The sequence below is a fragment of the Enterococcus sp. AZ149 genome, from assembly GCF_051714285.1.
GTDB lineage: Bacteria > Bacillota > Bacilli > Lactobacillales > Enterococcaceae > Enterococcus_D > Enterococcus_D entomosocium.
The window spans coordinates 12,050-25,365 of the sequence record NZ_JBIORO010000003.1 but is presented as its reverse complement, the minus strand read 5'-3'; the positions used below and the strand labels follow the sequence as shown (position 1 = coordinate 25,365).

Below are 13,316 nucleotides of genomic sequence, written 5' to 3'. Positions count from 1 at the left end.
ATCAATCAGTCCTTTCGTGTTTTCTGACAAGGGACTTCTTTTCGATAATAAAATCTTTAATCTCGTTCGTCTTATTTCGATGTCTTAGCTGATCTAAGTATTTGTAGGCTTTGTAAAAGGCTTCATTGATCTCTTTTTGTGAAAAACCTTCTGTTTTCACCTCGAACATGGCTGTATCTGGAAAGGTCGGTGCGTTATCAGGTGGATAGCCAAATCCTTCACCAAAACATCCGTAATTTTCCTTCGTATCTAGCCAAAATGGTCCGAAATGATTCGCATTCCCTGCATTTTTTAAGAATGATTTCATGCGGTTTTCATCCACAAAATAATCTTGTCCATTTAGCCACTCTGTTAGCTCTGCATGAGAACCAACAAAAATTTTAGTTTATTAAACATAATGAATTAGTTCCTTTCTACTGTGCTGTTCTTCCGATGAAAAACACTACTCTGGTCAATCCTTTCTAAGTACCTCACTTCGCAGCGAAAAAAGAAAAAAGTGCCTCACTATTTCACTAGTAAGACACTTTTTCGTTTCGTTCATTTTCTGATTTAAAAACTCTCCAAAGCTGAATCTTCAGCAATTTGTTCGCTTCCTATGTTACTTTTTGAAGGAAGGTCGTCGTTTTTCTCGATTACCAGTTCACCAGGTACAGGATCTTCCACAATAGGTTGATCAGAATCAGTTGATAATTCAACACTTTCAGAAGGAATAGCTTGGATTTCTACAACCGAAGTTTCATTAACTACATTCATTTCGTCGCTTGGAAGATTTTCTTCTAGAGGTGGTTCTTGCTCTACTGGTGGCTCTTGTTCTTGCGAAGAAACCACAATGACTTTTCCAACTGCTTCTGATCGCTTGCCGTGACTATCCGTTGTTGAGATAGGGATCAAAAACTCGCCTTCTGAAGAAGTATCCACGGCGTTTAATGCTGCATCGTCCACTTCAATCGTTGGTGACACCCCTTTTTTGTCGTCTTCACGATCGCTTACAATGATGGAGTTGATAAAGAGGTTTTGATCAAACGTTGTCCCCGTCTCAATTATCATGTCCGGTACGTAAATACTTGGTGCCTCATTGACAACAGTAACTGTCATTGTTTGTTCTTCTGCTAGTTTTCCATCCCGATCGCTGATACCACCAAAACGAACGGTGTACGTTCCTTCTTTGCTGATATCCACGTTGTTTTCTAAAATGTGTTCTTCAGTCGCTTCAATCGTCAATCCGTCACGATCGTCTTCACGATCCGTTACCTTCACAAAATCCAACGGATTAAATGGTTGATCAATCTCCCACTCAATATCTTGCGTATGAATCACAGGCGCCTCATTGGTCACGTGGAAGGTAATCGTTACCGGTCTTGCACTTGCCCCAGAAGAATCACGAACTCTGTATGTTGCTTCGTAACTTCCCTCTTTAGTCATATCTAGATTGGTCGATACCCGAACAGAATCAGTAATATCTCCATCCTCCAAGTCATTTGCTTGGATATAGTCTAATAAATCAATTTTGTCATGAATTTCTAAGTCAATCTCTGTAGCTGCAGGTGTTAATACAGGTCTAGAGTTGACTACTACAATAAGCGTGGCAGACGCACTATTCCCAAAACGATTGGTTGCTTTAATCGAAATGGTATGAGTACCAACTGAGAGCGTATAGGAAGACACTTCAATGATTGGTGAAGAATCCCCACTATCAGTAACTGAAAAATAATCGTAGGGAGAAAATGAATCGCCCTGGTTCAAATAGATCGTTTGCGCAAAAACATTTATGGTTGGTGTCGTCTCTTGAATAATTGGTGGTAATGGTGGATCTACGATCGGAGGATCCACAATAACCGGTGGCTCAACAACCGGCAAATCGCCTTCGTCGTCTGGTTCAGGCACAGGAAGCAGCGGCCCTTCTGGCAAAGCAGGAGGCTGTGGTGTAACAGGCGTTTCCGGTGTTTCTTGTGACTCACGCTCACGAATCGCATTGGCGATCGACAAAAGTTCTTGTGGCTGCAATGCTGCACTTCCGGTTTCTCGACGTTGATCACCTGCAAATAAACCGCCTAAAGGTGGAGCGAGTTCAAAACGGTCAAAGATACTCGCTGCCTTGTCTTTAGTCCCTTCTTTGACGTTAGGAGATTCCCTCTCCTTCGTAGTCGTATTGCTGCTTTCTTCAGATATCTGCTCTTGTGTATCAGCAGTGCTGGTCTCATCCGTTGAAGATAGTGAGTTTCCTAATAGTGCGACGGTGCCGATTCCTAAGATAGCGGAACTGGCGAAAATCAAAACGGATTTCTTATTATTAAGTAGCTGTTTTTTGTGTTTCATGCTCTAAATACTCCTCTCCTAAATTTTTCAGTCGTTTTTCCCATAGTTCTTTGTTTCTATCGTCTTTTTGTTCCTTATAGAAATCGATCATCTCTTGACAGGCCTCCCCAGTTTCTATCAACTCCTCTAAGTAAGGATCGGATAATTCCTTTTGGATATCTTTGGCTGCCTGGAAATTCCCTGATTGTACATACTTGATCCCGCGCACCATCCATTGTTCGGTGATCAGGACAGAGAGCTTTTCACTTTTTAGTGTACGATTAAGGATCTCTGCTTCTTCTAGTCGATCCAATTGAATGAAAGAGTAAGCGAGCATTACTTTTCGCTCTTCAGTCAACGAGGTTTCATCCAATGAAATAACCGTCTCCCAATCCTCTTGATGAAAGGCTAAATCAAAAGATCCTTCGGGCGTTGGCCATTCTTGATTGAAACTTTTCAATTCGTCAAACCGCTTTTCTTCGGCTAATAACGTTGCAATCGTTCCAATTTCTTCAGGATATTCATCTGCTAGAACCTCTGGTGACTCCTCTTTTAGACGCAATTCCAGCTCATCCTTATTAGATTGGAGATCCTCAACGGCTTCTGTCTCTTGTATCCCTTGATATACGTGGATTCCTGTATAACCAATTCCTGATAATAGGATTATTCCAATACCCCCTATCAGGACTGGTCGAAGCCATTTTCTGCGTTTTTTGGGTTGGACATTTTCGTGTGGATCGGCCGCTACTGGTTCTGGGCTTTGTTCTGCTCGTTGGCTGTCCATGATTTCTGATGCCAAATGACCAATAAATGCTTCTGCTGCTTCTTTGGAATAGTTGATTTCCACTTGTTCTTCGATAAATTCTAGAAGATTGTACCCATAGCCGAGTCCCAAGGTCATGACAGCATCAAAGTTGGAATTCTTGCGACGTTTGGCATCTTGCTCGTTCGAATAGATTCGAATATGCACGGACTCTTCTACTTCTTCTAGCGCTAGCTGGTCCTCCACTTGTGAAAGTACGGAAAGCCCTTCGTACAGGGATATCGGTTTCTTTGAGAAACGATGATTCTGATCAAATGATATGCTAATCAAGTGACGCCCCCCCTATCTTTGAATCGTCTTATCGAGGAAAGTACATGCCCATCATGATGACCGTTTGGTGAACAATGGCTACCCAACTTTTGGCTTGCGTTTCTAAATAAGCCATGATTGTAGCTGCCGCAAATGCGCCAATCAATCCAATGCAGGCACGGATCATGTGGTCTTTTCCCATCGAATGCTTTTGTGGTTCTTTGGACATGAAATCCATACAGCCCAGAATAAATTGAACAGCCGCATAAACACCGATACCGGCTAATAGCCAGGTACTTACATCGTCCATGATTTTTTTAAATAGTTGACCAGGATTTGTATTGGCAATCGCAGTGCGTGTCATAAGTTGAAAAATAAATGGATTCATCGTGGGTAAACTCCTTCAGGTTTATTGGTGACGCTAAGGTCGTTGATATGATTCATTAGATAGTTGAAGTGAAGGGTAAACCGCCACTCCTCATAATCAATTCCTTGGCTTTCGATCAGCTCTTTTGTTTTTTTCTCAATTTCTTGCTTCTTCGTTTTTGTCAGCGCTTCTATCATCGTTTTGCCTCCTTAATACCGCTTTTTTCGCTTGCTGATCATCATTGCAATGCCAACAGGTACGGCTAAAGCAATCGTGATAATCAACATTGTCTTCGGTTCTGCTCCTGTTTGATAAAGGTAAAAACATGTACCAGCTGCTCCAAAGAACAGAATTCCGAAAATTATTAGCATTACTAATTTCTTAAATTGTGTCATTTTGTATTCTCCACCTTACTTTTATTTAATTTCAGTATTTAGTTGATCTAAGATATACAAATCGCCTCGTGAGATTTCTTGGTTTTCCGAGACGATATATTCAAACCAGCCTTGTCGCGCCCAAGATTCATTGGGATTGAATTTTGCTCTCGTTTTCTTCTTGTTGATTGGCACCATGACTTCTGTTGGATCAAGTGGAACCTGCCGAATATCCTCTACTTGGATATAAGTATTATGATTGCTTTTCGTGATCAAGCCGATACGATCGACTTCCGTCAGGGTTTGTTGTGAAACTAATCCATTTCGGACAAGCTCTGATACTTTGTTTAAACTCAATTGGATGGAATGCAAACGTTCCTTTTTATGGCCAAAGGCAAGGCGTACTTCCTTTCCAACGGTTAAATGGAGGACTTTTTCTTCTGTGGTTTCGGTCATGTGGTTCTTTCTTCCTTTCTGTTAGAAATAAAAAAAAGAAAGCACCGAAGTACTTTCTTTTGGGTAACGCTTATTTTGGTAAGACAGTCATAGGATCGATCAATTGATCCTGTGCCAAACTTGGCGATAAACTCACTTCAAAATGCAAGTGAGGACCGGTACTGTTTCCGGTACTGCCCATTGAAGCAATGATTTCGCCTTGCTCAACGGTTTGACCAACGGTCACTAAGTTTTGATTGTTGTGGGCATAGAGTGTTGTTAGTCCGTTCTCGTGTTCAATAGCAACGTAATTGCCCCATGACGCATGGTATTCAGAACGAATCACGGTTCCTGCAAGGCTGGCGAAAATTGGTGTGCCTAGTGGTGCCGCAAAATCGACGCCTCGATGAAATCCTCCCCCACGTGGGCCAAAGGAAGAAGATACGACCGGATTAGCCACAGGGTGGATCATTTCGTCAGTGCCTTCTGGTAATTCAGCTTTTTCTTTGTCATAGCTAGTCAATGCGTAGGCTTCAATTAGGGCGTTTAACTTCTCGCCATATTGTGTATCCGTCGCATATCGGCCGGTTAAAAATTCTGTTGTGTCTTCATAAGATTCCGTTTCTGACTTCCAGGTACCTTTATAAAAGTCATTATCATGCGCTAAACCTTCTTTTAAAAGCTTCGCATAATCTTTGAAGGTCGCTTCGTAATCTTCATACTGACGGAACGTTGCATCGATCGTATACAGATTCCCTGATCCATCATCTTCTTGTGTCTTAAAGGTGACACCCTTTCCTTCATAGGTTCCCTTGATCCCAAAAAGGTTATGGTAAGGGGCTTGGCTTAACTTACTTTGACCACTGGCAGATTCAAGAATCGCTTGGGCGATCATAACCGAGCCGTAGAGGTCTTCTTCTAAACCGATTTTTCGTGCATCTTCGCCGATTTCTTTAATGAAATCCCACGTTTCCTTGACAGGAGTGATTGCAATGTCCGTCGATTGATTGGCTTCATCTGGCGTGCTTTCTGCTAGCTCTGGTAAAGTCGGACGTTGATTTTCAACGGGCGCTGGCTGCACGGTCTCCGGCGTTGCGTCCTGGTTCGTTGATTGATCCGGCTTCGGTGTTGGTGCTGGTTTTGTTTCTTCTTTTGGTGGCTCCACCGGTTTTGGATCTTCTGGTTTCGGTGCTGGTGTAGGTTCTTCTGGCGTTTCTTCAGGAACTTCCGGCACAACAGGAACTTCTTCAACAGGTGGGTTCACCGGTTCGCTTGGTGTTTCTTCAGGGGTTTCACTTGGTTGTGACTCCTGGTCTTCAGGAGTAGCCGGTGATTGTTCTTCGGTTGGTGCTGATTCTGTTGCATCCTCTGGACCAACAAGGGCAGCTGAAGCTGGAATAGATGTTAAAAACTGGCTACAGACCAGTGCAAGTGCGATCCATTTTTTTGATTGTTTCACTAAAAAATCCTCCTTTTTTTCCTCTCTTATCATACCGAAGATAAAAGGCAATGTGTAATCAATTTTTGCAGGTTCATATGAAAAAAAGTATTTTGATCAATCGATTGTTCATTTGCTGCGTACGTAACTTATAAAGCATTAGGTTCATAGGAGTTCTGATAGTTTCTCGTAAAACTCCAATTGACTATAGAATGAGGAGAAGATTGATCTCCTTAAAGGAATTTGACCTAACAAATCTAATAATTCGAGGTCAATCAATGTTTCTATTGAAATACTTTTTTGCTTGCTCAAGGTGAGGAGCTTCTTTAATTCCCTTTTATAAATCCGACGTTTGAGCGGTGATTGGGTCATGCAAAGATCAATCATTTTTAGGTGAAAAAGGAAGTTATCCATCGTTCTCCTCCTTAGCAATAAGAGTAAAATTATTTTTTTCCTAAACGTACATAAAGTAAGAATGAAAGGGTCATTGAACAGATAATAAGCAATGGAGAATAATACTTAAGAATGAATCGATCAAGACTAGATGCATTAGATCCGAAATATACTGTTTGGTTTTCATTTGTTATCTCTCCGTCTATTTGAGGCGGCGTACGATGCATAGCAGGTCGGACATTTGAATGCCTGTATCTATGATCCGTTGTTTCTCGACTTTCTGATTTGTCCTCTATCTTTATTGTATCTCCGACTACTTCAATTGATAGATACGGGCCTTCAACGTCTAAAAACCAATTTATTGATTCAAATTTTTCATTGTTATCTTCAGAGTAATTTACGCTGTCTTTTTCATTAAGAAGATACGATTGGCTTTGTTCAAAGGGATCGTTTTTGACAAAAGAAGACTTTTGATTGTGGATCAGCAAAATAAATCCAATAAAGATTAGTAACGCTCCTACCAATAAAGTTCTGAGAACCCCATAGCTTATTTCAATTACCATTTCAATCCCTACTTTCACAATTTATAAAAATGGCTGCAAAAGGTTTCCCTCATGCAGCCCAAATATTACGCTTGTTTCTTACGGAAGAAGTAGAATCCACCAACAATACTTACAGTGATCACACCTAGTACAGTTAGAATCATACCAGTTGTGCTTCCTGTTTTCGGTAGTTCTCCTTCACGTTTTGGTGCGACAAAATGAACCGTTTGATCCATGTTCTCTAAATCAACCTCACGGCCAACTTCTTCCTCTTGTTCTTCATCATAGTAAAGGACATGAGTGGCAGTCATTTCGTCGCCATCTTTCATGGTGTTTGCCGGTAAATCAAGGAAAACAGACAATTCATCTTCTTTGCTTTTCGCTGTCCATTGCGTTGTATCACGGCTTACAACTTCACCAGTTAAGCGATTCACGTATTCAGTAACGATCGTATAGGTGTGCCCAATTTCAATGGCGTCCCCTTTGATCCATACTTTGTCTTCCAATCGGTTATCGATCGTAGGATCCACGATTTTCTCACCATCAACCGTCGCAAACAATGTCGTAATTTCTAAGTCTTCACGTTCGTTCACGACTTCTAATACAATCAATTCACCATCGTTTTCGACAGTAACGGAGAAGTCAATGTCTTCTTCTAATTCAAGGTACCCTGGTAATGGTTGCCCTTCAACGAATTTATACTCGCCGTAAGGTAATCCTTCAAGTGAAATCATTCCTTCTTCGTCCGTTAAGAACTCATCAACCAGCGTTTCAGACCCATCTTTTTCAATTTGGTATAAATTGAATGGTACATTCGCTAAAGGCTGTTCGTTCAAGCGATCGCGTTTGATCAATTGGACGTCTTGACGTGCTAAACGATTCGGCACTTCAATTCGGATCATCCCGTCAGAATCTTCTTGCGTCACACTGAAGACGATTGGCTCTTCAAGTAAAACATACCCTTCTGGCGCTTTTACTTCATGCAATTCATAGCGATCAACGCCCCATGCAAGGCTTTCGGTTGTGACGATCTCACCTTTTTCGTTTGTTTCAAAGACGTCGGTGCTTTCCGTATCATTCGGGCGCTGCATCGATACGAATGCCCCTTCGCCATCATTTGCCCAGGTATCAAAGATTTTGAATTGTGCGCCGGCATAAGGAATGTTTTCACCGGTTTCTTCATCGACTTTCACAATGTGCAAACGAGACTCAATGATTCGGTCTTCCAGTAAGAAGAAGTGCGTATAGCCATCTTCTGTGATCGTAACATCAAATGGTTCAATCAATAGATAACCATCAGGGCCTTTTGTTTCTGATACTGTATACGTGTCATATGGCAGATTTTCAAAACGGAAGAAGCCGTTTTCGCCAGTTGTCACTACATACTCTTGACCTGTTGCATGAGCTGTAGCCGTTAATTCAACCCCTTCTAAAGGAGGTTTGATGTCTTGGTTCGTTCCTGAGATTCGTTCCAATAAATCTGCCAAGTTGTTTGGAATCAATGGACGAGAACCGAATTTGTAGCCTTCGATATGTCCCTTGATCACATGGTCCGTAACAATACGGCTGTGAAGCGCAACTGTTTCATTTTGACCAGCATACGTTAATTGAACTTCATGTTTCGTTGGATCCAAGTTGTACCCAACTGGTGCTTTAACTTCTTGTAGGAAGTAAGTGCCAAGCTTCAAGCCTTTGATTTCTGCTTGAGAAAGGCCGTCAACATTATCCATCGTTAAGGTTGCGACAAAGTTTCCATCCGCATCCGTTAATTCATACTTCGCACCAAAGAGTGTTGCGGCACCTTGTGGGGTGTTTCCTGTTTCCGCATCTTCTTTGATTATAGTAAGGTTTGCGAGCTGTTCTTTGTTATCAAATGTTACAGTGGTCGTTTCATTGGCCCGAATGGTCAATGTTTGTGGGTTTGAATTTAAAATATAGCCATTTGGTGCTTTGATTTCCGTAATGGTTACCGTTGTATCCACCATAAGGTTTTCCCAACGCGCTTTTCCATCTGTGCCGGTGGTTAGTTCTTTTTCTTGTCCATCTGACGTTACAAAACGGAAAACAGCACCCGCAAGTGGGAGACCCGTTTCTTCATCGACTTTCAAGACTTCAGCATGTCCTTCTTTTAGGACTTCAATGTTTAATTGAACATTAATTGGATCAAAAACGTGCAAAACGCCTACTCTTTGGCCGTTTCCAACACGATATACTAAAGGAGTTTTTGCGAAATCTGTAGGGATTCTTGAAATGGCAATTACACCTGACTCGTTAGAGTTAGCATTGGCTGTAATATGTAGCCGATTGCCTTCTTGACGTAATGAAACATTTGCAGTGTTAGTTAGATTATCCATAGCGTAGTTTGAGAACACGCCATTTGTATCTGTAACTGTTACTGTTTCACCAACTTTTAGAGTAATCCGTTGATTATGGAAACTTGGACGTGTGTTGTATTTTGAAATCTCTGATTCAACATGTTGCTTACGACTAGCATAGTTTGAAACGGTTGTAGATAAAGTCTCTCCACCGAATGCTTCCCAAATCATTTGTTGGACTGCTACATATTGTGCATTCGATTGATCTGAATTTCCGTACCACCCAAAGTATGCGGTAAGTGAAAGTCGATCTCTAAGTGAAGAATTTGAAATCACTTGATCTAGGTTGTTTTGAGTTGCCCCACCGCCTAGACCTGCTGGTACACCTTCTTCAATACAAAATCCAATCTGACCAGTTTCGCGAATCCGATACATATAAAACTTATCATGTAAAAAGTTATTTCCATTGGGCATATTACGCCATACTTGATGATCAATCGTGCGAATATTTTCAATTGTATAACCAGTTGCACGAGTAAAGTTTTGTCTCAAACGTGCATACTCTTCTGATTTGGCTAACATTTCTTCTTGTTCTGAGGTACTTTTTGCATTTTTTAGGATATAGTCCATTGTATAGCGATCGTCGAAATCACCTGATACCTCAACGTCTTCCATATCCTCTGTTGGGGTAACTTCAGTTCCTGAAGGCAAAATAAAAAGTGAATCACCAATTGTCTCTACGACTGGTAATTCACTGGCATCTGGACTATCATTAGCACGCGCATTTTCTGACTGAAGGCCGTCACTATTTTGCGTTCGATCTAAAACGTCATTGGCACGAAATACTTTTGCTTCAGCTGGGGGCGATTCTTGTTGTTCTTCCTCTTCTTTTTCAGCAACGGCGGTCATTCTGTTGTATTCAATATGATCCGCTACTGCCAGACCTGGCGACACAAACAGCTGACCCATGGTAAATAACAAAGCCAGAAACGTCGTTACTTTCTTAAAATTTTTCATTTTCAATTTAATTTCCTCCTATTAATTAGCTTTCTTTATATCACTATCATTGAACACGGAGCTCGAATCATGGGTTTCACCAGCTTTCTAATACAAAAAAGGCACTACGAAAGTAATTAATTTCGTAGTGCCTCAAGCTTGTTAATATATTTTATGAAAAATCAACTGAGTAGCTTAGTACTAAGCCATTTGACCATAATAGTGGTTTTGGAGAAGGTCGCATTCCAAACCATTCACTATCGGGATTCATAACTTGTTCCTGAGCCCACGCCATAGCCTCATCACCAGTAGTAAACTCCATACCACTGTTACCTAAAGGTGTCACTCGGTACAATTCTTCTTCAGGATCCGTTCCTTCACCACCTGAGCCATTGTCACCGCCGCCATTATCAACATCTGTTGGAGGCGTCACATCAGTGCCACCACCATTTCCGTTATCTCCACCAGTAGGAGGTGTGGTTGTCCCATTATCGCCGGAACCATTACCCCCACCTGTAGGAGGTGTTACTGTTCCATTACCACTACCTGATCCATTATCATTAGTTGCTGGAGGATTGGTCGTGTTATTGGTATTTCCAGATCCACTATTTCCAGTGTTTGATCCAGTTCCACCGCCGATTGGTTTTGTTGGGTCCACTCTGTCTGCTGGTGTTTCTTGAATCACGGCCTGACTAATTGTATCTCCTTGGGCATTTTCCATCGTAGCAACATTGCCATCCCATGAAATTGTATTGCCAGCAAAGATTAAGTCAACATTACTAATGCTATTCCATTCTGCTAGTTTTTCAACAGTGATATTTGTTGCTTCGCTGATAGCACTAAGCGTGTCGCCCCAAACGATCGTGTATTTGTTGCCTGAAATGTCTGCCTTAATTTGTTCAGATGAACGAGGCGTCCATTCAGCAGCTTCTGCTTTTTCTGTATGAATGGCTAATGCCATTCCTCCAACTGTAATTCCGATTGCTAACACTTTTAACATTTTCATTTATTCTTCCTTCTTTCTGTTTGTTTTGTATTATAAGTTTATGATAACAAACTAACTATGTTATGTAAATAGTTATTTGAAATTTTTTCTCAGTTCAGTATAATAAGTTTATTATTACAATATTAGTAGGAGGTGGATCGATTGAAATTAGAGACTTTAGAAGATGTACAATCCTGGGCCAAAGAAAACTTGATAACTCGGAATGAAGCAGCAAAGCTTACGGGTCAAAGTTATGCAGCCTTTTCGCAAGCAATTAATCTGAAATATGTTGTTCCTTTTTTAGAGTACGGTACAGGAACAAGAACAGTAAGGTTATATTTAAAAAGTGATATAGAAGCTTACGCTAAAAGAATTGAGGCACGTAAAAATTCTTTATCTAATCAACCTAAGAAAGGAGAATAAAGTGCTTGAAGAAAAAAATCTTTTATATTCTACCAATTCTATTTATTGGTATCAGTTCCATTTTGATCTACCAAACTCGCAATACTAGGAATGACTATAGAAAAACTGTAGAAAGCTCGTCTAAAAGTGAGCTTTCACCGTTTGAGCAGTTGCAACAAGCTACAAGCAACGACTTGGTTGATCTTGGCAAAGCCATGATCTCCTTTGTTCAATTTATAGATAGTAATGAAGCAACTATTACCACAGAAAAAGAGGAACTCAAACTTCCCTTAACCATAAAGGATTCAGAAACGAATCAATTCAGTTTAGAAACTCTCGAATCAAGTCCTGAGTTATTCGTGATTGGTGATACTTTTGGTTTAGCTGTCGACGATCATGGCACCTATTATTACTATTCATTAGAATAAGCAAATTCTTAACTGAAATTTACCAAGGATCCCATTAACGTATCAAGGAGAGATCTTATCATAATGAGAAGCAGCAAACCATGTAGGGTGGTTCTTTTACGCCGTCTTGTGCAAAACGTCTAGCAGATAGAAGGAATGCTGTCCTTGGCAAATCTCAGTTAAGATAATTGATTTAATTTAGGAATAATAGTTTGTTTTCTAGTTTGGTGGGTCTTCCAAAAGTTGTTCTCGGGTTAATGTTGAATTTTTCATTTTGAAAAAAGCCCACACAATCAAACGTAACGCTAATTTACCTATTCCTAAGACAATATAATATATTGCCATAATTGGTATTAGTAATATTAAGCCAACAATGATCATGAATGTTCCAGTGGCGAGTGTTTCAAGCAAATCTGATTTCATAGCTATTCTCCTTTCGATTGTCTAATGTTAGACAATGTTTTTTTTTGTTTCACGATAAAACAAAATTTTTTATTGTAAATAATCAAAAGATCATTGTTTATTTAATAATTTTAACAAATTCGAGATAAATTTACTATTAATTACTTGTGTTTTCTCATACAAGTCTAATGCCTACACCAATTAGTACCGAAATTAACAAGTTCCATCCTACATACATTCCTAAAGGCCCCCACAAAAAACCAAATAGTATTTCTCTTCTTAAGAGGAAAGACCCTACTACCATGAAAACAAAACTCACTAAGACGATTCGCCAAAACCATTTACTGAATTGATCTATTTCTTTGTCAGACTGCTTCGTCTCTAAAAATGATTGGCTCACGTTGATCACTCCTTTCTTCGTCTATGGGTTGGTACAAAAACTTATCAGCAAATTTTTTCTCACATTCTATAAGATCACTCATCATTTCTGTGTGAGAGTCTCCTTCACCCACTAATTGCCAATCGAATTTCTTATTTCCAAAGAGAAATACATTGTATTTCTTTTTTGCACTTCGTGAGACATTCATAGTTATTTCCCAGCCTTCGCTAATGAAGTCGTCAATTCCTTTCACGTAGATCCTCTCCCTTCAAAACGTCTTACATTTACTAATTTTCAATAGGACAAAGAGACGCAAACTTTTACAACCGGAGAAGTCTAACTCCTATGAAGGCAGGATATTTGCTCGTTGTTTAGCACAAGTCTTGGCAAATCCTTCAATGATTTTGGCATACCACACATTAGTGGTCGTGGTCGCTGAACCCTTTATTAAGCCATGCTGATTAGTTCAGAGGGGCTGTCCTACGCCCTATTCAATTAAAACTGATAACCGTTC

At 40.4% G+C, this 13,316-nt stretch carries 15 protein-coding genes; 2 read left to right on the top strand and 13 right to left on the bottom strand.

Annotated features, from left to right (window positions below; genetic code table 11):
* Position 1 precedes the first annotated feature (1 nt).
* From IGI94_RS16895 to IGI94_RS16845, 11 genes are all read right to left on the bottom strand, one after another.
* The gene (locus IGI94_RS16895; protein ID WP_438900038.1) at positions 2-307 is read right to left on the bottom strand and encodes a hypothetical protein; all 306 of its coding nucleotides are present in this window, start codon (positions 305-307) and stop codon (positions 2-4) included.
* A gap of 242 nt (positions 308-549) precedes the next feature.
* A complete protein-coding gene (locus IGI94_RS16890) occupies positions 550-2,316 on the bottom strand; it encodes an immunoglobulin-like domain-containing protein (RefSeq protein WP_438900037.1) in 1,767 nt (588 codons plus the stop codon).
* Positions 2,291-3,388, bottom strand: coding sequence for a hypothetical protein (locus tag IGI94_RS16885; protein WP_438900036.1), 1,098 nt, complete (start codon positions 3,386-3,388; stop codon positions 2,291-2,293). Before IGI94_RS16885 ends, IGI94_RS16890 begins: the two co-directional genes overlap by 26 nt.
* A 28-nt stretch (positions 3,389-3,416) precedes the next feature.
* Positions 3,417-3,755 (bottom strand): hypothetical protein, encoded by a 339-nt coding sequence (locus IGI94_RS16880; protein WP_429962121.1) that lies wholly within the window; start codon positions 3,753-3,755, stop codon positions 3,417-3,419.
* Positions 3,752-3,931 carry a hypothetical protein gene (locus tag IGI94_RS16875; protein WP_438900035.1) on the bottom strand — a complete coding sequence of 60 codons (180 nt, stop codon included), beginning with the start codon at positions 3,929-3,931 and terminating at the stop codon, positions 3,752-3,754. The genes IGI94_RS16880 and IGI94_RS16875 overlap by 4 nt, the downstream gene beginning before the upstream one ends.
* 12 nt (positions 3,932-3,943) lie before the next feature.
* Entirely contained in the window at positions 3,944-4,129 is a 186-nt protein-coding gene (locus tag IGI94_RS16870) for a hypothetical protein (RefSeq protein ID WP_016620731.1), read from the bottom strand.
* 21 nt (positions 4,130-4,150) lie between these two features.
* Complete coding sequence (locus tag IGI94_RS16865; protein ID WP_429947946.1) at positions 4,151-4,564, bottom strand: hypothetical protein; 414 nt, start codon at positions 4,562-4,564, stop codon at positions 4,151-4,153.
* A 70-nt stretch (positions 4,565-4,634) separates the two neighbouring features.
* The gene (locus IGI94_RS16860) at positions 4,635-6,002 is read right to left on the bottom strand and encodes a peptidoglycan DD-metalloendopeptidase family protein (protein ID WP_438900034.1); all 1,368 of its coding nucleotides are present in this window, start codon (positions 6,000-6,002) and stop codon (positions 4,635-4,637) included.
* Positions 6,003-6,424: 422 nt separating this feature from the next.
* Positions 6,425-6,937, bottom strand: coding sequence for a hypothetical protein (locus IGI94_RS16855; protein WP_438900033.1), 513 nt, complete (start codon positions 6,935-6,937; stop codon positions 6,425-6,427).
* Between the two features lie 65 nt (positions 6,938-7,002).
* Positions 7,003-10,248 (bottom strand): SpaA isopeptide-forming pilin-related protein, encoded by a 3,246-nt coding sequence (locus IGI94_RS16850; protein ID WP_438900061.1) that lies wholly within the window; start codon positions 10,246-10,248, stop codon positions 7,003-7,005.
* 151 nt (positions 10,249-10,399) lie between these two features.
* On the bottom strand, positions 10,400-11,233 hold the full coding sequence (locus IGI94_RS16845) for a LysM peptidoglycan-binding domain-containing protein (protein WP_438900032.1): 834 nt from the start codon (positions 11,231-11,233) through the stop codon (positions 10,400-10,402).
* Positions 11,234-11,365: 132 nt separating this feature from the next.
* On the opposite strand from IGI94_RS16845, the gene IGI94_RS16840 reads away from it, so the two are divergent.
* Both IGI94_RS16840 and IGI94_RS16835 read left to right on the top strand, forming a co-directional pair.
* Positions 11,366-11,635 (top strand): hypothetical protein, encoded by a 270-nt coding sequence (locus IGI94_RS16840; protein WP_086333127.1) that lies wholly within the window; start codon positions 11,366-11,368, stop codon positions 11,633-11,635.
* A 5-nt stretch (positions 11,636-11,640) separates the two neighbouring features.
* The gene (locus IGI94_RS16835; RefSeq protein WP_438900031.1) at positions 11,641-12,042 is read left to right on the top strand and encodes a hypothetical protein; all 402 of its coding nucleotides are present in this window, start codon (positions 11,641-11,643) and stop codon (positions 12,040-12,042) included.
* A 198-nt stretch (positions 12,043-12,240) separates the two neighbouring features.
* Here IGI94_RS16835 and IGI94_RS16830 read toward each other — a convergent pair whose 3' ends face one another.
* Both IGI94_RS16830 and IGI94_RS16825 read right to left on the bottom strand, forming a co-directional pair.
* Positions 12,241-12,444, bottom strand: a complete 204-nt coding sequence (locus IGI94_RS16830; protein ID WP_086333125.1) for a hypothetical protein — start codon at positions 12,442-12,444, stop codon at positions 12,241-12,243.
* Between the two features lie 344 nt (positions 12,445-12,788).
* Positions 12,789-13,055, bottom strand: a complete 267-nt coding sequence (locus IGI94_RS16825; protein ID WP_086333124.1) for a hypothetical protein — start codon at positions 13,053-13,055, stop codon at positions 12,789-12,791.
* Between the last annotated feature and the right edge of the window lie 261 nt (positions 13,056-13,316).

Excerpts from the sequence above, each read along its gene's own strand:
- IGI94_RS16880 (WP_429962121.1), bottom strand. The coding sequence starts at position 3,755 with ATGAATCCATTTATTTTTCAACTTATGACACGCACTGCGATTGCCAAT.
- IGI94_RS16890 (WP_438900037.1), bottom strand. The coding sequence starts at position 2,316 with ATGAAACACAAAAAACAGCTACTTAATAATAAGAAATCCGTTTTGATT.
- IGI94_RS16875 (WP_438900035.1), bottom strand. The coding sequence starts at position 3,931 with ATGATAGAAGCGCTGACAAAAACGAAGAAGCAAGAAATTGAGAAAAAA.
- IGI94_RS16855 (WP_438900033.1), bottom strand. The coding sequence starts at position 6,937 with ATGGTAATTGAAATAAGCTATGGGGTTCTCAGAACTTTATTGGTAGGA.
- IGI94_RS16845 (WP_438900032.1), bottom strand. The coding sequence starts at position 11,233 with ATGAAAATGTTAAAAGTGTTAGCAATCGGAATTACAGTTGGAGGAATG.
- IGI94_RS16895 (WP_438900038.1), bottom strand. The coding sequence starts at position 307 with ATGAAATCATTCTTAAAAAATGCAGGGAATGCGAATCATTTCGGACCA.
- IGI94_RS16830 (WP_086333125.1), bottom strand. The coding sequence starts at position 12,444 with ATGAAATCAGATTTGCTTGAAACACTCGCCACTGGAACATTCATGATC.
- IGI94_RS16870 (WP_016620731.1), bottom strand. The coding sequence starts at position 4,129 with ATGACACAATTTAAGAAATTAGTAATGCTAATAATTTTCGGAATTCTG.
- IGI94_RS16865 (WP_429947946.1), bottom strand. The coding sequence starts at position 4,564 with ATGACCGAAACCACAGAAGAAAAAGTCCTCCATTTAACCGTTGGAAAG.
- IGI94_RS16850 (WP_438900061.1), bottom strand. The coding sequence starts at position 10,248 with ATGAAAAATTTTAAGAAAGTAACGACGTTTCTGGCTTTGTTATTTACC.